This is a genomic window from Paraburkholderia sp. BL23I1N1, from assembly GCF_003610295.1.
Classification (GTDB): Bacteria; Pseudomonadota; Gammaproteobacteria; order Burkholderiales; family Burkholderiaceae; genus Paraburkholderia.
The window spans coordinates 2,197,762-2,216,465 of record NZ_RAPV01000001.1 but is presented as its reverse complement, the minus strand read 5'-3'; the positions used below and the strand labels follow the sequence as shown (position 1 = coordinate 2,216,465).

Sequence of the window (18,704 nt, the reverse complement as noted above, 5' to 3'; positions counted from 1 at the left end):
GCAGCGAATACTTAGGAAAGGGAAGTTTTTTTCGTGTGACGATTGCGCCTTTGCGTGCTTTCATATTGAAAGCATTTTCCGCCGCCGCCACTGTTTATTGTTTTTTCCAGTTGCGCGTGGCGCGCCACAGCACCGTTGCGTCGGCATAACCTACGGCGCGAGCGATCGCCGCATTGGTGAGCCCGTCACGTTCCAGCAGTCCTTCCACGCTACGCTGCCGCTCTTCGCGCACGATCTGCCGCACGGAAGTCCCCGCCTCGGCCAGATGCCGTTGCAGCGAGCGATGCGAGAGCCCGAGATCCTTCGCGATGTCGGCGACGATCAGTTTTTCGTGCGCAAGCCTCCTCGTCACCAGATCGCGCACCTGCTCGACGATGCTGTGGGGCATCGCATCGCGCGCAATCAGATCGGTGGCGTGGCGCTCCATCATGCGCGCCATTTGCGAGTCGGCGCTCTTGAGCGGCGCATCGAGATCCAGCGGACGCAGAATCACGCCATTGAAAGGCTGCTGAAAGCGCACCGGCACACGGAAATTACGTGCATACGGCTTGAGATCGGCAGGCGCGGCGTGTTCGAAATGCACTTCAACCGGATTCCACGCCGCGCCGCGCACGGCCCGGATCATATGGCACATCGTCGACAGGCTGTATTCCGCGTCCTGCCGGCGCGGCCAGATCTGTGGATTGGCGATCTGATACGTCCATACCGGCCATTCGCCGTCGCGCAGCACCTCGCAGGTCGTGGTGTTCTGCCACGACGCGAGCGCGAGCGAGAACTTGCGCATCGCCGCGTTCAAGGTGGGTGACGATAGAAACACGAGCCCCGCCGGCCCGAGTTCCGTCAATTGCAATTCGCTGCCGAGACGCAAGCCGAGCAACGGTTCGCCGAGTACTTCGGCTGCGCGCTCGAATGCCGCCACGTAGCGCGTGAGCGGCAGGATTTCGTACGGATTCGACAGGAGCTTGCGGTTCATGCCGAACGCTTCGAGCAGCGCGTCGCAATCGGCGCCCGATGCATCGAGTGCGCGCACAACCGGTCCCATGACCGCAGCGCGGATCATCGGGAAACTGCCGTTGAGCGTGACTTTTTTCATGCTGAGCGTCTCCTCTCAAGTCTTGGCGGATGGGCTGCCGTATCACTTCTCCTGGCGCACTTTATCGTTCATTTGGCGCGATAAGCAAGCGCGAAAATATTATTGGGTTCCTACGATTTGCCATCGACTCAGCGTTCGCCGCGTTTTAGCCAGCCGCGCGGGAACGTGGTCAGGTCCAGCACACTCCTTACGGGAACCTTATGAACACGAATGCCACGAAAGCCCCTCACGCCCCTGTTCATCCGCTCGATCCGCTGAGTTCGGACGAAATGCAGCTTGCCTGCGATCTCGTGAAGGCCGCCGAAAAACTCGACGCGCATGTCCGTTTTCCGATGGTCGAATTGCGTGAGCCGCCGAAGGCTGAAGTGGTCGCATTCAAGACCGGCGACTATTTTTCACGTGTGGCGTTCGTCCTGGCCATCGACCGCACGAATGAGATGACCGTTGAATACAACGTGGACCTGAGAGAGAAAAGAGTCGCCTCGCGCAACGTGTTGCCGTTCGATCAGGCGCCTTACGGTCAGCCGCCGATCATGATCGAAGACTTCATGAACGCCGAGCAGATCGTCAAGAACGACCACGCATGGCGCGTTGCGGTCATGAAGCGTGGCATCACGGAGAAGGATCTGGAGCGAGTCCAGGTCGATCCGTTTTCCGCCGGCTGTTTCGACCGCGAAAACGAGAATGGCCGGCGCCTCGTGCGTTGCGTGAGTTACTACCGCGAGAGCGTGACCGACAACGGCTACGCGCATCCGATCGAGGGCGTGGTGGCGGTGGTCGATCTTCTCGAGAAGAAAGTGATCGAACTCGTGGACGACGGCCGCATCATTCCGATTCCGCGCGCGAAGCACAACTACAATACGCCGAGTCTTGGCGAACCGCGCAGCACGCTCAAACCGCTGTCGATCAGCCAACCCGAGGGCCCGAGCTTCAAGATCGACGGCTGGCATGTGAGCTGGCAGAACTGGAACTTCCGGGTCGGCTTCACGCCGCGTGAGGGGTTGGTGCTGCATCAACTGTTATGGGACGACGGCAAGAATACGCGGCCGATCATCTACCGCGCGAGCGTGACGGAGATGTGCGTGCCCTACTCCGACCCGAGCACGAACCACTACTGGAAAAGCGCATTCGATGCCGGTGAGTACGGCCTTGGCAAACTGGCGAATCAACTTGAACTCGGTTGCGATTGCCTCGGCACGATCCGCTATTTCGACATTCCGTCCGCCGACGATTTCGGCAATGCGTTCCTGATGAAGAACGCCGTATGCATGCACGAAGAGGATTACGGCACGCTGTGGAAGCACTATGAGTTTCGCACTGGCGTTTTCGAAATGCGCCGCTCGCGACGCCTTGTGATCTCCTTCTTCGCGACAGTCGGCAACTACGACTACGGTTTCTACTGGTACCTGTATCAGGACGGCACGATTCAACTCGAATGCAAGCTGACCGGCATCGTCCAAACCTCGGCGGTGGCCGACGGCGACACGTATCCGTGGGGCGGCATGATCACGGAGAACCTGGGCGGTCCGACCCACCAGCACTTCTTCAATGCGCGGATGCACATGATGGTGGACGGCGAGCGCAACACTGTGACCGAACATGAATTCGTGCCGCGCCCGATGGGCGAAACGAATCCGTATGGCAACGTCTTCGACACCACGAAGCGCGTGTTCAGGACCGAGAGCGAAGCCGCGCGCATGGCGAACGGCGCCACGGGACGTTACTGGAAGGTAACCAACCCGAACGTGAAAAACGCCGTGGGTGCGAATCCTGGCTACAAGCTGATCGTGAACGACTCCCCGCTGATGCTGGCCGACGAGCGCTCGAAGGTCCGGCAGCGCGGCGGCTTTGCTACGCGACACGTGTGGGTCACGCCATTCGATCCGTCCGAGCGCTACGCGAGCGGCGACTATCCGAACCAGCACGCGGGTGGTGACGGCTTGCCGCGTTACATCGAGGCGAACCGCAACATTGAGAATGAAGACATTGTCTTGTGGCATAGCTTCGGTCACACGCACGTGTGCAAGCCCGAGGATTTTCCGGTGATGCCGGTGGAATACGCCGGCTTCATGCTCAAACCGAACAACTTCTTCTCTGCCAATCCGACGATGGACTTACCGTCCGAGCGCGACCAGAACAGCGTTGAAGACGGCCAGTCTACGGATCATGGTTGCTGCAAGCGCTGATCCGACGACGCGCGCCGCATGGCCCGCCGTTGCGCGTGTAGCCGACGTAGCATACGTCGCGCGTCCCGCGATTGTCGCGGGTCCGGCACGTGTGCTGACGACGAACGTGGGTGGTGCGATTGCTGCGGGCTCGGCACGCACGCAGACGGCGAGCACGGGTGGCGCGGCACGCGCACTCATTGCGAGCGTGATCGGCGCGGCGTGCGTGCTGCTCATGAGCGGCGCCGCCACGCTAGTGACGCAAGCCGGCTTTGGTCAACGCGCTAACGCGCTGTGGATGAGTGCTCTGGCGTTGACGACGATGACGATTGTGCCGCTGTTGATGTCGCGCATATCCCGAGAGTACAGCACGCTCACTACAGCGGTGACGCTGATCGCCACGATGAGCGCGATGGGCGCCGTACCGGCGTATGCGCGTGGGTTGGAGCATTGCACCGCGATATGCGGGGTGGCCATGTTGCTGGGCAGCGTGTTGCTGTTTTGCGGGTGGCGCCTGTCAGGCAAGACGGCCTCGTTGGCTGAAGATTTCGATCGAAACAGGTACGCGATTCAAAATGCTGACCAATCCACCGGAGCATTGCAGGCAACGGGCGCGACGGTGCTGCTTGCATTGTTTGCGGGCTTATCGACCGGCAGTCTCGCCCGTTTTCAGCTGTTTGCGATTTGCGGTGTGGGTGGTGCTCAACCGACGTGGCAGATCGTGTTTTCGCTGGGTGCTGTTTGTGCGCTGGCGTTCATCGCCGACCGAACCGGCAACGACAACCGAATGCTGATGGTGCTGTACGTGCTACGGGCGGTGTTAATTGGAGCACTCGCAGCGGTAAACGGTCCGACGCTGGCGCTACTGGCGGCAAAGATATTCCTGGTTCTCGACTGCCTGACGATTTCAACGCTGACGAAACTGCGCAGCAAATCGCGCAGCGCAATGAGCGCCAGTTGCCCCGGCGCGGCACACCACATCGGGATGGTAATGGGGGCAACGTTATCGACGACGCCCTATTTTTTCGGCGACGGCTTCATGGTGTTGTATGTGCTAAGCGCGATTGCGAACTTGATATGCGCGGGCACATTGGCAGCCAAATGGCTCGAGAAAAACCCGTTTCACAAGCATACAAATTATGACCGCAGTCGAGCAAGCCCTTCCGACGAGCACGAAGAGCAAAGCGGGAAGTATGACTGCCTTGTCACCGGGGCTGATAGTGCGAGAACACAGATTCCAGATGCACCACTACCGCGGCTGCGCGGGGGACCCGCTTAAGAGTTAGCGGTGTGAGTCGCTTTCTTTTGCCTACTTTTTTTTGTGGCAGGCAAAGAAAAGTAGGTGCCGCCCCGCACAGGGGCAACGCTAATAAACCACTAGCAAAACAAGAAACCCACCCCCACAGGCAAGCAACAAAAGCAACAACCAAACACCACCGCCAATCTCACCCCAACGGAAAAAACGCAAAATGCCCGACCAAAAAAACCAAGCACCGCAGCTCCCCCACACCATGTTCATCAACGGCGAAAAAACCCCGAGCGCCGCAGGCAAAACCTTCCCCATCTACAACCCCGCCACAGGCGAAGAGCTAACCCAAATCCCGGACGCATCCGAAACCGACATCGACCACGCAGTCCAAACCTCAAAAGCAGCCTTCACGTCAGACACCTGGCGCAGAATGCCCCCCGCCACCCGAGAGCACATGCTCCTAAAACTAGCCGACCTGGTAGAGCGACACACTGACGAACTAGCCACATTAGAAACCCTAAACCAGGGAAAACTAATCACCTTCTCAAAGATGCTGGAAGTCTCGGGCAGCGTCCAATGGCTGCGTTACATGGCCGGCTGGGCCACCAAAATCGAGGGCACGACATTCGACCCGTCGATCCCCTTCCCTCCCGGCACCCGCTACAACGCCTCGACAAAACGCGTCCCGGCGGGCGTCGTCGCCGCGATCGTCCCATGGAATTTCCCGCTGCTGATGGCGGTCTGGAAAATCGCTCCGGCACTGGCATGCGGTTGCACCGTCGTGCTGAAGCCCGCCGAAGAAACCCCTTTAACAGCGATCCGTCTGGCCGAACTGGCCCACGAAGCCGGCTTCCCGCCGGGCGTATTCAACGTCGTCACCGGCCGCGGCGAGACCGCCGGCGCGGCGCTGGTCAAGCATCTCTTGGTGAACAAAGTCACCTTCACGGGATCGACCGAAGTGGGCCGCATCATTGGCCGCCAGTGCGCTGACGATCTAAAACGGGCGTCGCTTGAGCTGGGCGGCAAGAGCCCTGTGATCGTGCTGGAGGATTGCGATCCAAAGAAAGCGATTGAAGGCGCGGCAGGCGCGATTTTCTTCAACCACGGGCAGGTCTGCACCGCGGGTTCGCGCCTGTACGTTGCGCGATCGATCTACGACGAAGTCGTGCAAGGCATTGCAGCGGTGGCCGACGGCATTGCATTGGGTTCCGGTTTCGATGCTGCGACGCAGATGGGACCGATGGTTTCCGCGCGGCACCGCGACAAGGTCATGGGGATGATTGCGCAAGGCAAGCAGGAAGGTGGGGAGATTTTGTCGCGTGATGCGGCTGTTGATACGGATGGTTTTTTTGTTCGACCAACGGTGATTGCCAATCGCGAATGCAAGCCGCTTTCTGTTGTCAGGGAGGAAGTGTTTGGGCCGGTGCTTGTGGCGATGCCTTATGACGATATCGATGAGGTGCTGGCGCAGGCCAATGCGTCGGAATATGGGCTTGGCGCGAGTGTCTGGACGAATCAGCTCGATAAGGCTTTACGGTTGGTTGACGGTATCGAAGCGGGGACCGTTTGGGTCAATACGCACAACATGGTGGATCCTGCTATGCCGTTCGGCGGGTTTAAGGCGTCCGGGATCGGGCGTGAACATGGGAAGGCTATTGTCGATTCCTATACTGAAAGTAAGTCTGTTTGTATTGCTTATTGATGTGGGTTTTTTGCCTGCTCGGCGGTTTGTTTGGTTGTGGTTTTATGGTGTTGGCCTTTCCTTGCTTTGTTGGTGGTCTATTAGCGTTGCCCCTGTGCGGGGCGGCACCTACTTCTCTTTGCCGGCCGCAAAGAGAAGTAAGCAAGAGAAAGCGGCTCAAACCGCTAATTCTTAAGCGGGTCCCTCGCGCAGCCACGGTAGTGGTGCATCTGGAATCCGTGTTCTCGCACATTCCGCGTGAGTGACTAAGGGCTCGTCAGCTCCCACTCCGCACTGCGTGCGTCGCGGATGGGTCCGCATGGGAAAGCAGGGGCTTCGTTTAGACGTGATGGACGCCATCGGCTTCGCCTCGGACGGGTCTGCAAGGCAAACTCGGGACTTCGGTTCTGGTCCGTGGCGACTGCCGGCGTTGGCTCGGCGAGGCGTCGAAAATATATCTGTTTCGGGACATGCCACTCGGCGCTCCGAGCGGCGACAAGCCGTAGCCAAAACAGATGGTTCAAAAAAATGCGCGTCGGCGCGCGCAGCGCCGCCGGAAGTATGACTGCCTTGTCACTAACGCCGAATGTGCGAGGGCACGGATTCCAGATGCACCACTACCGTGGCTGCGCGTGGGACCCGCTTAAGAATTAGCGGTTTGAGCCGCTTTCTCTTGCTTACTTCTCTTTGCGGCCGGCAAAGAGAAGTGAGTGCCGCCCCGCACAGGGGCAACGCTAATAGACCACTAACAAATCAAGGAAAGGCCAACACCAAAAAAACACAGCCAAACCAAGCGCCGCGCAGGCAACCACCTCAAGAAAAAACCCAACACCGTAGGTAAACAAACAACCAGCTAAAATACCCAGCACCCGCGCCGCCGCGCACCAGCCTCCCCTTAGGCCTCCGATCTTGAAACGCAAAATGCCCGCGCTGAACGCGCTAAAAGCCTTCGAAGTCGCCGGCCGCACCGGCAGCTTCACCCGCGCAGCGGAAATGCTCAACGTGACGCAAAGCGCGGTAAGCCGCCAGGTCCGCCAACTCGAATCCCAACTCGGCGAGACCTTACTCCTGCGTCACCATCATCATCTGGAACTCTCGGCCGCCGGCCGCATCCTCCTGCAAGCACTGCAACAGTCATTCGACCGGATCGAGCTCACAGTCCGCAGCCTGCAAGAGAAAACCCACCGCAATCGCCTGCGTATCAACGCACCACCCACCTTCACGAGCCGCTGGCTGATGCCGCGTCTCGGACGTCTGCGTGACGCGCATCCGCATCTCGAACTCAGCCTGTCGACCCGCGTCGACGACAATCTCGCCGAATCAGGCGTGCTCGACTGCGCCATCCGCTTCGGTAACGGCGAGTGGGAAGGCTTCGACAACCGTCTGCTGATGAACGAACGGCATATCGCCGTCTGCGCGCCCGCATTGCTCGCACGCCAGGCCGGCCGCGTCGCCATCGACCTGAATCAGTTCACGCTGCTGCATGTGCTCGCGAGCGCCGATCAGCGCTACCTGACCTGGCAACATTGGTTAAAAGCAGCCGGCATTGAAAACGTCGACACCCGTGGCGGCTACGAATTCGATCTGCTCGATCACGCAATCCGCGCGGCCATTGACGGCCTCGGCGTGACGATCGCCGATCGTCACATGATCGGCCGTGAACTCGCGGAAGGCCAGCTCGTGCAGGTGCTGAATGTGCACGTCGACGGGCATCAGTCGTACTGGCTCGTCACGCGCGCGGAACAGGACGAACTGCCGCACGTCGCGTTGTTCCGCGACTGGCTGCAGCAGGAAATCTGGTTGACCGAGCGCGCGCTCGATTCGTCGGAGTCGGTGCCGTCAGTTTGAGCGCGTCAAAGCCGACGTGAGAAAAAAGAGAAAAATGAGAAAAAACCGCGCCGACGGCATCGCATCGGCGCGGTTTATTTACAACGGTGAAGCTTTACTGACGAACTTCAAGCCGCCGCAGAGAACTCCGCCGGATCAGCCTTGAACGCGGCTTCCGTGGCGGCGTCCATGAGAATCATCTCGGCGCCCTTCTCCGCCACCATCATCGTCGGCGCATTGATATTGCCGGAAGTGATGTTCGGGAAGATCGACGCATCAACCACCCGCAAGCCGGACACGCCGTGCACCCGCAAACGCGCGTCGACCACCGAGGTACGCGGGTCGTCGCCCATCGCGCATGAGCCGCACAGGTGATAGATCGACCCCGATTGCTCACGGAAATACTGCAGGAAGCCTTCACGCGTATTCACCTGCGGCCCCGGCGAAATTTCTTCCACCGTGATTTCTTTCAACGCCGGCGATGCCATCACCTTGCGCACCAGTTCGCAACCCTGGATGACTTCGTCGATGTCCTTCTCCGTGGTCAACGCGTTGATGCGGATTTTCGCGGCGTCTTCCGCACGGTTCGACGCAATCTCGATCGATCCGCGGCTGGTTGGCCGGCACGGGTTGAAGGCTAGCAGGAAGCCAGAATACGGTTCTGGTTCGAGACTCGCCTTGTTGCTCTTCGGAATCCGGTACGACAGCGGGTTGAAGTACAACTGCAGATTCGGCTGCACTTCCTGGTCGTTGCCCTTGAAGAACCCGCCCGACTGGTTCACGCTCATCGCGAGCGGCCCCTTGCGCGTCAGCAGATACTGCAAACCAAGCTTGAGCTTGCCAAGCAAGGGCCGCATCTCGTCGTTCAGCGTCTTCACGTTCGCGCGATAGTAGAAGCTCACGCACAGATGGTCCTGCAGATTCTGCCCCACAGCGGGCAGTTCCTTGACCATCGCGATGCGATGCCTCGCCAGCAATGCGCTGTCGCCCACGCCCGAGAGTTGCAGCAGCTTGGGCGAATCGACCGCGCCCGCCGACAGGATCACCTCGCGGTTCGCCATGAATTGCCGCGTCGCGCCGTTCTGCGTCACGCTCACGCCAATGGCCCGCTGGTTGCCGTCGAATAGCACGCGGCTTGCCAGTACTTCACGCTCGACCGTCAGGTTCTTGCGCGTCAGCACCGGATGCAGGTACTCGAAGCTGCTCGACGAACGCTGCCCGTTGCGCGTACTCACGTCGTAGATGCCCGCGCCTTCGAATCGTGCGCCGTTGAAGTCGTCGCTGCGCTTGTACCCGGCCTGGTCGCAGCCTTTCAGGAACACGTGGCAGATCGGATGGACATCATCCTTCATCGGCGAGATGCGAATCGGGCCGTCCGCGCCGTGATATTCGGTATTGCCAAGCGGATGCGATTCGAGCTTGCGGAAATACGGCAGCACGTCACGAAACGCCCAGCCCGGATTGCCCGCCGCGGCCCAGTCGTCAAAATCATGCGGCTGGCCACGCACATAGATCATCGCGTTGATCGAACCGGAACCACCCTGCACCTTGCCCCGCGGGCAATAGATCGGCCGGTTGTCGAGTTCCTTTTCGGGCTCGCTGTAATACATCCAGTTATAGGTTTCGTTGTAGTACGTCTTGGTGAAACCCACCGGGATCTTGAACCAGAACGAGCTGTCCTTGCCGCCCGCTTCGAGCAGCAGTACCGAATATTGGCCCGACGCCGAAAGGCGATTGGCGAGAATGCAGCCCGCCGAACCCGCGCCGACGATGATGTAGTCGTAGTTCATGCTCTATGTCGCCAAACGGCGCCCAATCCATTAAATGCGAGAAACTGGTTGAACCCGCCAGGTCGAATCCGGCAGGTTCAGTCCGGCAGTTTCAATCCGGATTCAACCCTTGGCCGGCGCGAGGTCTTTCACGTCGGCGGGACGAGCCGCCATTTGCAGATGCAACCGCTCACCGGTGTACGGCGTGTGCTGCCGAACGACGTCCATGTTCAACTCCACGCCCAAGCCCGGTTCCTGCGAAGGAATGATGTAGCCGTCTTCCCATTGAATCGGCTTCTTCAACACCGTCGCATGAAAACCGTCCCACGTGCCGATGCTTTCCTGAATCAGGAAGTTCGGCGTGCAGGCCGCGAGCTGAATGCTGGCGGCAGCGCCGATCGGCCCGTTGTACAGATGCGGCGCGATCTGCGCGTAATAAACCTCGGCGATCGCCGCCACTTTCTTCGCTTCGAGCAGGCCGCCCACACGCGCTACGTTCAATTGCAGAATCGACGCCGCGCCCGCTTCGAGCAGCTTGAAGAATTCATACTTGGTGGTCAGGCGTTCGCCCGCGGCAATCGGAATACTCGTGTGCTGCGCGACTTGCGCCATCGCGCCTTCCTGTCCCGGCGGTACCGGTTCTTCGAACCACAGCGGATCGTATTTCTCCAGCCGCTTGGCAAGCCGGATGGCCGACGACGGCACCATCTGCCCATGCGTGCCGAACAGCAGATCGGCCTTGCTGCCGACCGCTTCGCGCACACGCCGGCAGAAGGTCTCGCAACGGTCGAGCACTTCCATCGACAGTTGATGGCCCGAATAAGCCGTGTACGGCCCCGCCGGATCGAACTTCACCGCGGTAAAACCACGCTTCACGTTTTCAACGGCGCATTCGGCGGCGAGATCGGGATCGTCGTAGTCGTATTCGCCTTTGCTGTTCTTCGGATACAAATACGTATATGAGCGCAGGCGCTGGTTCACCATGCCGCCGAGCAGCTCGTACACCGGCTTGTTCGCCGCCTTGCCGATGATGTCCCAGCACGCCATTTCCAGACCGCTGACCACGCCCATCATCGTCAGATCGGGGCGTTGCGTGAAGCCGCTCGAATACGCTTCGCGCCAGAGCCGTTCGATATGGTGCGGATCTTTATCGAGCAGATAGCGGCCGAATACGTCGTCGATGATGTGCGTCATCGCCTTCGGGTGGAACGTCGCCGAATAGATTTCGCCGACGCCTTCAATCCCGCAGTCAGTCTTGAGCTTGACGAAGATCCAGTACATGCCGCCCACGTGCGGCGGCGGTACGGCGACGATATGCGTTTCGAGCGAGACGACTTTCATTTACGCAACCCCTTTCCTGTTAAGCATGTTTCTCAGCGCCAGGCCGGCAAAGCCACCAAGCGCCGCCATTCCGGCCACATAGCCGAAGTAAAGCTGGTAACCGAAGACGCCCGGGAAGTTCTGCGTCAGATAGCCGTTGATCAACGGCAGGAACACATCGGGCGAATAGCCGAGTACGGAGATCAGGCCGATGGCGAGGCCCATCGTTTCGACCGGAATATTGCAGCGATCCAGCAGCGACCAGTACAGACCGCGAATCGCGTAAGTCAGAATGCCGATGAAGAGCACGAGGAACACCAGCAGCACGTGGCTCGAGATACGCGGCGCCGCCATCAGACCCAGCAGCGACAGTGCAGCGAGGAAGAGCGCGATCACCAGCACCGAGACCTTGGAATAGCGGTCGCCGAGAAAGCCACCGCCGATGCCGCCGATCGGCCGCATCCACAGCTTGAGCGTAGTAATCGTGCCGGCCATCACCACCGTCAAACCGATCTCACCTTCGTGCAGGTAGGCGGAGAAGCTGTACGTTGCCCAGAACACCTGATAGCCGCAGAACACGATGGCCGCGACCAGCCACAACTCGGGAATCGACGCGAGCGTTTTCAGATCGACCAGCACGTTGCTGCGTTTCTTCGTGGCACGGTTCGCGGCGGCGTCTTGAGCGCCTTGCGGGTCTTTGACCAGCGCGAGTATCACGCCGAGCGCAATGCACAGAAAGGCGTACATATAGACGACCAGCTTGAAGCCGGCCGCAACCGGCTCGCCTTTGGTCTGCGTGAACCACGCGAACAGCGTGATCGCGACGGTTGCGAGCATGGCTTCGATCAGGCCGCGTCCGCCGTCGAGCAAACCGAAGAAGCGTCCCTGCTCGTGCGTGCCGGCGATCATGGTCACGCGCTTGATAACGGCGGCCCAGAAGGTCAAACCGGTTGTCAAACCCCAGCCGCCGAAGATCAGCATCAGCACCTGGAACGACGGCGCAGTCGAATACCACAGGCCGAGCACACCGGTTGCGATCAACGAAAAACAGATCAACAGGCGCGGCGCGATCCGGTCGGCGAGCCAGCCGCTGGGCAGGTAGCTCAGCAGAAAGATCGTGCCGAGCGACGAATACAGATAGCCGAGTTGGCTATCTGTGATGTGAAACACTTCGAGCATCGTCGGCTGATAAACCTGCCGGAGATACAGAATCGGGTAAATCGCACCGGCCGCGATCACCAGCAACATGAGCTGGACGTAGCGTTGAGCCTTGCTGTTTTGCAAGGCGATTTCCGCTTCGCGTGAGGCAAGCGAGGCGGCGGTCTGAACGGGTTGAGATGACACGTAAGCGCTCCTGAGAGACACAGCGCCGGTCCACCGGTCCGCCGGACTCCAAACTTTTTTATAAGTGCAGCGGGTGTGCTGCGTTTCTGCGGGTTTCAAGGCGACGCGTGCCGTCTACTCCGATTCGCGCGGCACGCGCCGTTTTCAGCTTCAGTACTTCATGACCACCAGACGGGTTTGCGTGAATTCGAGCATGCCGTGCTTGCCGTCGTCGCCGCCGAGACCCGAGCGTTTCCAACCCGCGTGGAACCCTTGATACGGATCGGCCGGCGTGCGGTTCACGTACAGCTCGCCTGCCTCGATGCCGTTGGCGATCTTCATCGCGCCGCGGTAGTTCTCGGTATAAAGCACCGACGACAAACCAAACTGATGGTCGTTGGCCATCTCCAGCGCTTCGTCGAGCGTGCGGTATTTGACGACCGGCATGATCGGACCGAAGGTTTCTTCCTGGATGATTTCCATGTCCTGACGGCAGTTCGACAGCAACGTGGCCGGATAGAAGAAGCCCTTGCCTTGCGGCAGCCTGCCGCCGGTCTCGAGCGTGGCGCCCGCCGCAATCGCGCGCTCGACCATGCCGTGAATCGACTGGCGCGACGCCTCGTTGACGAGCGGCCCCATCACCGAAGGCTGTTCGCTGCGATCGCCGCTTTCCACCGCGCTCATATGCTTCTTCAGCAGCGCGACGAAACGGTCATGCACGCTTTCCTGCACGTAGACGCGTTCGATCGCCGTGCAAAGCTGCCCGCAGTGGGTGGTTTTCGAGGCGACCAGATCGCGCGCGGCCTTCTCCAGATCGGCATCCGCCTCGATGATGGCGGGCGTCTTGCCGCCCAGTTCGAGCGACGGCTTGGCGATGTTCGCCTTGCAGTATTCGAGCACCTTGCGGCCGGCGCCGACGCTGCCGGTCAGCGTGATCATGCCCACTTTGGGATGCGTGCAGAGCGCCTCGGCGGTTGCATGGTTCATCGCGAGAATGTTCACTACGCCGGCGGGCAGCCCTGCTTTCTCAACCGCCTTGGCGATCTCGAAGGCCGAGATCGGCGTGTTGTTGCTCGGGCGCACCACCACGGTGTTGCCGGCGATCAGCGCGGGCGCCACCTTGCGCATGAACGTATAGACCGGGTAATTGAACGGGATCAGGCACGCGACCACGCCGATCGGTTCGCGATGCAACACGAGATTTTCGTCAGGCGTGTCGCTCGGAATCACCTCGCCTTCGATACGGCGCGCCCATTCGGCGTGGTAGCGGGTGATCTGGCCGGCGTAGATCGCTTCGTTGGTGGCGTCGGCCACGCTCTTGCCCGACTCCAGCGCGAGCGCCGCGCCAATCGCGGGCGCGCATTCGGTGAGGGCATCGGCGAGCTTGTGCAGATAGGCGGCGCGCTCCGCCGAAGGCAGCTTGCGCCAGCCCTTCTGAGCAGTTGCCGCGGCGTCCACCGCGGCGATTGCCTCGGCTTCGGTGGCGCCCGTGACGTGGGCAATCACCGCTTCGGTGGCGGGGTTGGTGACGGCGATGAGCTCGTCGCTTGCCGCGTCGATAAAGCAGCCGTTAGCAAAATTCCGATCGAGTCGCATCTCGTCTCCTGAAAAACCTGGTGCAGTGGCGCATTGCCTTCGGCTATCACGTTCATGCCAAAGGTGCATGAACGGAATTTTTCTCCCGGAACCTGTCTGCCACAAGCGAATAATTCGCGGGACAAACATTCGAAAACGTCACGTTTATCCAGGGATGTGCCCCATACGCGAATCGCATCTCAAATAGCAGAATCCGGGCCTTGCCAATAAGCAGCGGCCTTTGAAGCCGGTCGGACCCCGTTTCGGACCACAGGGCCGCTCATTACCAACGTCTGGAGCTCACAATGAAAAAGAATGTCATCGCCACCGCCGCACTCACCACGCTTGCCTCGCTGGCGGCCCCATCCGCCTTCGCGCAAAGCAGCGTGACCCTGTACGGCGTGCTCGATGAAGGCATCGACTACACCAACAACGCCGGGCACGGCGCGGTCTGGGAAATGGCCAGCGGCTATGCGCAAGGCAGCCGCTGGGGCATGAAGGGGTCGGAAGACCTGGGCGCCGGCCTGAAGGCGGTGTTCCAGTTGGAGAACGGCTTCGACGTGAGTTCGGGGAAGCTCAACCAGGGCGGCCGCATGTTTGGCCGCCAGGCTTACGTAGGCTTGAGCGACAGCCGGTTCGGCACCGTCACGCTTGGGCGCCAGTACGACTCGGTGGTCGACTACCTCGCGCAGACCACGGCCAACGGCAACTGGGCCGGCTATCTGTTCGCCCACCCGTACGACAACGACAACACGGACAACTCATTCCGTCTCGGCAACAGCGTGAAGTACGCGAGCCCGGAGATCGCGGGCTTCCAGTTCGGCGGCGTGTACAGCTTCAGCAACGACACGAACTTCGCAAACAACCGCGCCTATAGCTTGGGCGGCCAGTATGCGAACGGCGGGCTGTTGATCGCGGCCGCGTACCTGCAGGCGAACAATCCGGGCGCGGGTTCCACCGGCGCGATCACCGCGAACGACGCGAGCTTTATCGCCGGGCGCATGCGGGTGTTCGGCGGCGGCATCAACTACACGTTCGGTTCGGCAACCGCCGGTTTTGCGTACACCAACTCGAACTATAAGGATCCGACCGGCAACGGCTATATCGGCATTCCGCTGGCCGCGTCCGGCGTCAAGTTGAATACCCTGAAGTATCAGAACTTCGAAGTGAACGGCAAATACCAGTTCACGCCGGCCTTCTTTATCGGCGCGCAATATGTGTACACGATGGAGAACTACGATGCGTCGACCGGCAGCGTAAAGCCGAAGATTCACTCGGTCGGTTTGATGGCGGATTACAACCTGTCGAAGCGCACAGACGTCTATGTGCAGGGCGCGTACCAGAAGGTCGCGGGCGACAAAACCAACTCGATTCTCGACAGCGCGTTCATTCCGGGCGTGCAGGCGCCGTCGTCGACGGGAAATCAGGTTGTCGCGCGGGTCGCGCTGCGCCACAAGTTCTAAGCGGCAGGGGGTGGGAGGATTGGAGCCGCGCCGTCGGCGTCAATCCTCCTCCACCGCCGCCTTCAAGCTCAGCAACGCCTGATCCCATTGCCGCGAGATTGCTTCGAGCGCGCGCCGAGCTTCGTCCAGGTGTGCCGGTTCGAACGCCCATAAGCGTTCACGGCCCATCTTGACGTCGCGCACCAGGCCCGCATTGGCGAGCACCTGCAAATGCTGCGTAACGGATTGCCGCGTCATCTCCATGCCCGCGGTAAGCTGTGCGATCGACATCGCACTGCCCGCGCACAACACGGCGATCAGGCGCAGGCGCGTTTCGTCGCCGAGCGCCGCGAAAATCCGCGCGGAGCTTTGCAGTACAGCCGCCTTCACGCGCGCATGACCGGCCGCCTTATCCTTTGGCGACATGCTTTTCGATGTTAACCAGTTGCTCTTCCCAGCCGCCGCTATTCATGCGGAACGCCTCGTCGCGGCGCGCGGCAGGAATCTGATCGAAGCCCGATTCGACCACGCGCAGCAAGGTGCCCGTACCGACCTCGGTCAGTTCGAATACGACCAGCGTTGTGGGTTCAGCCGAGTAATCGACCGACACATCCACCGCGGCCGGATGCCAGCGAAACGACAGATGATGTTCCGGCTCGATGCGCTCGACCAGCACGTCCATCTTGAGATATTCGTAGCCCGGATAAGTGATGTTGCCTTGCAAGGGCTGACTGGCCACAAACTGTTTGCCGCTGAAATTGACACCGAACCAGTTGCCGAATTCTTCGGCGTTGGACACCGCGCGCCACACTCGCGAGCGCGGCGCCTTCAGCAGAATCTGTTTTTCAATGCGATCCGTCGATGCGTCTTTTGATGCGTCAGATGTATGGGTCATATGCAGCCTCCTGACTGCATATTAGGCTCGCAATCGGCAACATGCAAGTATTTGACTGCGCATTTGACGGCGTACTTTCCGGCAGATTCTTACTTTCTCCACCGAAGAACAGCGAGACAAATCGCAAAACGCGCTCGCTTACCCCGCCGAAGTCTTCTTCACAAACGCGCTGACCACCGCTTCAAGTTCCTTTGTGATCGAAGTCATCACGCCCGCTATCACGGCGAACTCCCGGCCGGTCACATTCGAGCGGCTCGCCACGATCTGACCGTTGAACGAGACAATATGCGCTTCCTTTGCAATCGCCTTGATCCGCTCAATGAGCTCCTGCTGGCCTTTCTTCTGCACATGCGCAATGCGCCGGCTTTCCTGCTCGTAGACAGCGGTCACGGCGTGCAGATGCGTCAGCAACGGATCGACGGCTCCGATCAACGCGTTCAGTGCTGCGTTGGCGCGCGGCGAGGCGCATTCGATCGCCTCCAACGCCACCGAGACCAGCGCGATAAAGCCCGTGATCTTCTGCGCAACGTTCTCGCTGCCGCGAAAAGCTTCGCGCAAGGCCGGCGAGAACAAGCCGGGCAAACCGTAACGGCCTTGCACCAGCGCCGTGTGACTATCCGAAAACGTACGCAGGGTCTCCCGCGCGATTGCAATCGCACCGTCGAACTGCTGAAATGCCAGCATCGCCTGCAACACAATGCGTTGCGACAGCATCCGTTGACGGCCCGCCATGTTGATCAACGAGCTCAATACCTCGCTGGGGACGTCCGCTTCGGAAGGCGGTGCTTGATTCCGATCTTTTGTGATGCTCATGTCTTCTGCTTATGATTCGATTGCTCCCTTCGCGCTAGCCGGCATCGGCGCCGCGAGAACGCCATCGGCGGACACGCAGCGGCGCGGATGCCGGATTGCACTACTCCGTTGCGTGCGCGTGCATCACGCCGCTGTTCATCGACCACGCCATCCACGGACGGCGCAGCGCGACGATCGCGACAAACGCGCAAGCCGCCAGCGCGCCGAAAGTCGCAAAGCCCATCTGATAGCTGCCCGTGCTTTCCTTCGCGATACCCATCACGACCGGCAGATAAAAGCCGCCGACACCACCCGCGGCGCCGACGATGCCCGACATCAGCCCGGTGCGGCCGGCCCACCGATGCGGCACCAGCTGGAAGGTCGCGCCATTACCCAGACCGAAGGCCACGTACAGGCACACCAGCAGCGCAATTCCGCCTGCCATCGACGGCATTGCAGCAGCGAAGACGAAGTCGCACAGCGAAATGATCGCGAGCAGGAAGGTCAACGCGCGCACGCCGGACACCTTGTCGGCAATCAGGCCGCCGAGCGGCCGCACCATTGCGCCGGTTGCGGCAAGCAGCGCCATGAACAGACCCGCGTCGATCTTCGACAACTGATAGAGGTTGGTCAGCAGCAGCGAAACATACGACGACATGCCGACAAAGCCACCGAACGTGATGCTGTACACGAGCATGATCACCCACGTATCGCGCTCGGCCAGCACCGAACGATAGCGCTTGGGCAGCACAGCAATCGCCAGCAGCGCACCGATCACCGGCAACAGCAGCACACCGGTCTTGCCCGAACCGAACATGCCCGCTTCAACCAGCAGCACGAGCACGATCAAACCGACGAGCGTGATCGCAAAGCTGCCGAATGCACGAAGCACGCTGCCCGATTTGATACCGGAATCGTTAGCCCAGAAGTACAGCGTGATCGCAGCGATAGCGAGCAACGGCAGCGCGCCTGCTGTCGCCATTTGCCACCCGTAATGGGTTGCCAGTTGCGGGAACAGGAAGCCGTCGAGCACCGCGCCGATGTTGCCGGCCGCGGCAAGACCCAGCACCAGGCCCTGCACTTTCGGCGGGTAGTTGCTGCCGGCCATCGGCAGCGCCACCGCGAAACTCGCACCGCCCACGCCGAGGAACACGCCGAGCACCAGCAGCAAGGTGTACGACGGCACGAACGGCAACAACGGCAGCACGATCGTCGGCACCGCCGAGAGCAACACGCCCATCAGCGCGATGCGCTTGCCATGCGCCGATTGATAGAGGTTGCCGAGCGTCACGCGCAGGATCGCCGCCGACAGCACCGGCACGGCGACCAGCAAACCTTGCTGCGCAGAAGTCATTGCAATGGTCTTGCTAATGAACGGCGCGAGCGGCCCGTATAGCACCCAGACAGTGAAGCCGGTGTCGAAATAGAGAAAACACGCCACTAGCGCGCGCCAATCTCCACTCTTAAGTGAGCTCATCACGATTTTCATTAGGCATCCTAAAATATTCTGATTGTTTGCTGACCTGGTGCGCGGCGCTCGCATATTGCGCTGAAGTACTGAGCACCGGAATGG

At 60.4% G+C, this 18,704-nt stretch carries 14 protein-coding genes; 5 read left to right on the top strand and 9 right to left on the bottom strand.

The features are described from left to right. Nucleotides 1–94: 94 nt before the first annotated feature. Nucleotides 95–1,093: an AraC family transcriptional regulator gene (locus B0G76_RS10430; RefSeq protein WP_120291882.1), complete on the bottom strand. Its 999-nt coding sequence runs from the start codon at nucleotides 1,091–1,093 to the stop codon at nucleotides 95–97. Nucleotides 1,094–1,293: 200 nt separating this feature from the next. Here B0G76_RS10430 and B0G76_RS10425 point away from each other — a divergent pair, with 200 nt between their 5' ends. From B0G76_RS10425 to B0G76_RS10410, 4 genes are all read left to right on the top strand, one after another. Then, the gene (locus B0G76_RS10425; RefSeq protein ID WP_120291880.1) at nucleotides 1,294–3,279 is read left to right on the top strand and encodes a primary-amine oxidase; all 1,986 of its coding nucleotides are present in this window, start codon (nucleotides 1,294–1,296) and stop codon (nucleotides 3,277–3,279) included. A gap of 205 nt (nucleotides 3,280–3,484) precedes the next feature. Continuing rightward, nucleotides 3,485–4,537: a hypothetical protein gene (locus tag B0G76_RS10420; RefSeq protein WP_147394027.1), complete on the top strand. Its 1,053-nt coding sequence runs from the start codon at nucleotides 3,485–3,487 to the stop codon at nucleotides 4,535–4,537. A 190-nt stretch (nucleotides 4,538–4,727) separates the two neighbouring features. Beyond that, nucleotides 4,728–6,209, top strand: a complete 1,482-nt coding sequence (gene styD / locus B0G76_RS10415; RefSeq protein WP_120291876.1) for a phenylacetaldehyde dehydrogenase StyD — start codon at nucleotides 4,728–4,730, stop codon at nucleotides 6,207–6,209. Nucleotides 6,210–7,109: 900 nt separating this feature from the next. Continuing rightward, on the top strand, nucleotides 7,110–8,036 hold the full coding sequence (locus B0G76_RS10410) for a LysR substrate-binding domain-containing protein (RefSeq protein WP_120291874.1): 927 nt from the start codon (nucleotides 7,110–7,112) through the stop codon (nucleotides 8,034–8,036). 107 nt (nucleotides 8,037–8,143) lie between these two features. On the opposite strand, the gene B0G76_RS10405 is transcribed toward B0G76_RS10410, so the two are convergent. The 4 genes from B0G76_RS10405 to aldA all read right to left on the bottom strand — a co-directional run bounded on the left by B0G76_RS10405 (nucleotide 8,144) and on the right by aldA (nucleotide 14,023). Further along, a complete protein-coding gene (locus B0G76_RS10405; RefSeq protein ID WP_120291872.1) occupies nucleotides 8,144–9,805 on the bottom strand; it encodes a GMC family oxidoreductase in 1,662 nt (553 codons plus the stop codon). 102 nt (nucleotides 9,806–9,907) lie between these two features. Further along, entirely contained in the window at nucleotides 9,908–11,125 is a 1,218-nt protein-coding gene (locus tag B0G76_RS10400) for a mandelate racemase/muconate lactonizing enzyme family protein (RefSeq protein WP_120291870.1), read from the bottom strand. Beyond that, the gene (locus B0G76_RS10395; protein WP_120291868.1) at nucleotides 11,126–12,448 is read right to left on the bottom strand and encodes a nitrate/nitrite transporter; all 1,323 of its coding nucleotides are present in this window, start codon (nucleotides 12,446–12,448) and stop codon (nucleotides 11,126–11,128) included. 150 nt (nucleotides 12,449–12,598) lie between these two features. Next, nucleotides 12,599–14,023 (bottom strand): aldehyde dehydrogenase, encoded by a 1,425-nt coding sequence (aldA, locus tag B0G76_RS10390; RefSeq protein WP_120291866.1) that lies wholly within the window; start codon nucleotides 14,021–14,023, stop codon nucleotides 12,599–12,601. A 284-nt stretch (nucleotides 14,024–14,307) separates the two neighbouring features. Between aldA and B0G76_RS10385 the strand changes: the two genes are divergently transcribed. Next, a complete protein-coding gene (locus B0G76_RS10385; RefSeq protein WP_120291864.1) occupies nucleotides 14,308–15,465 on the top strand; it encodes a porin in 1,158 nt (385 codons plus the stop codon). Nucleotides 15,466–15,504: 39 nt separating this feature from the next. Here B0G76_RS10385 and B0G76_RS10380 read toward each other — a convergent pair whose 3' ends face one another. The 4 genes from B0G76_RS10380 to B0G76_RS10365 form a co-directional block, all read right to left on the bottom strand. Further along, the gene (locus B0G76_RS10380; RefSeq protein WP_120291862.1) at nucleotides 15,505–15,870 is read right to left on the bottom strand and encodes a helix-turn-helix transcriptional regulator; all 366 of its coding nucleotides are present in this window, start codon (nucleotides 15,868–15,870) and stop codon (nucleotides 15,505–15,507) included. After that, the gene (locus tag B0G76_RS10375) at nucleotides 15,854–16,339 is read right to left on the bottom strand and encodes an SRPBCC family protein (RefSeq protein WP_120291860.1); all 486 of its coding nucleotides are present in this window, start codon (nucleotides 16,337–16,339) and stop codon (nucleotides 15,854–15,856) included. Before B0G76_RS10375 ends, B0G76_RS10380 begins: the two co-directional genes overlap by 17 nt. Nucleotides 16,340–16,477: 138 nt before the next feature. Next, a complete protein-coding gene (locus tag B0G76_RS10370; RefSeq protein ID WP_120291858.1) occupies nucleotides 16,478–17,152 on the bottom strand; it encodes a type IV pili methyl-accepting chemotaxis transducer N-terminal domain-containing protein in 675 nt (224 codons plus the stop codon). 100 nt (nucleotides 17,153–17,252) lie between these two features. Further along, entirely contained in the window at nucleotides 17,253–18,620 is a 1,368-nt protein-coding gene (locus B0G76_RS10365; RefSeq protein ID WP_120291856.1) for an MFS transporter, read from the bottom strand. Nucleotides 18,621–18,704: the final 84 nt, after the last annotated feature.

Excerpts from the sequence above, each read along its gene's own strand:
- B0G76_RS10425 (WP_120291880.1), top strand. The coding sequence starts at position 1,294 with ATGAACACGAATGCCACGAAAGCCCCTCACGCCCCTGTTCATCCGCTC.
- B0G76_RS10375 (WP_120291860.1), bottom strand. The coding sequence starts at position 16,339 with ATGACCCATACATCTGACGCATCAAAAGACGCATCGACGGATCGCATT.
- aldA (WP_120291866.1), bottom strand. The coding sequence starts at position 14,023 with ATGCGACTCGATCGGAATTTTGCTAACGGCTGCTTTATCGACGCGGCA.
- B0G76_RS10405 (WP_120291872.1), bottom strand. The coding sequence starts at position 9,805 with ATGAACTACGACTACATCATCGTCGGCGCGGGTTCGGCGGGCTGCATT.
- B0G76_RS10410 (WP_120291874.1), top strand. The coding sequence starts at position 7,110 with ATGCCCGCGCTGAACGCGCTAAAAGCCTTCGAAGTCGCCGGCCGCACC.
- B0G76_RS10365 (WP_120291856.1), bottom strand. The coding sequence starts at position 18,620 with ATGAAAATCGTGATGAGCTCACTTAAGAGTGGAGATTGGCGCGCGCTA.
- B0G76_RS10380 (WP_120291862.1), bottom strand. The coding sequence starts at position 15,870 with ATGTCGCCAAAGGATAAGGCGGCCGGTCATGCGCGCGTGAAGGCGGCT.
- styD (WP_120291876.1), top strand. The coding sequence starts at position 4,728 with ATGCCCGACCAAAAAAACCAAGCACCGCAGCTCCCCCACACCATGTTC.
- B0G76_RS10385 (WP_120291864.1), top strand. The coding sequence starts at position 14,308 with ATGAAAAAGAATGTCATCGCCACCGCCGCACTCACCACGCTTGCCTCG.
- B0G76_RS10370 (WP_120291858.1), bottom strand. The coding sequence starts at position 17,152 with ATGAGCATCACAAAAGATCGGAATCAAGCACCGCCTTCCGAAGCGGAC.
- B0G76_RS10430 (WP_120291882.1), bottom strand. The coding sequence starts at position 1,093 with ATGAAAAAAGTCACGCTCAACGGCAGTTTCCCGATGATCCGCGCTGCG.
- B0G76_RS10400 (WP_120291870.1), bottom strand. The coding sequence starts at position 11,125 with ATGAAAGTCGTCTCGCTCGAAACGCATATCGTCGCCGTACCGCCGCCG.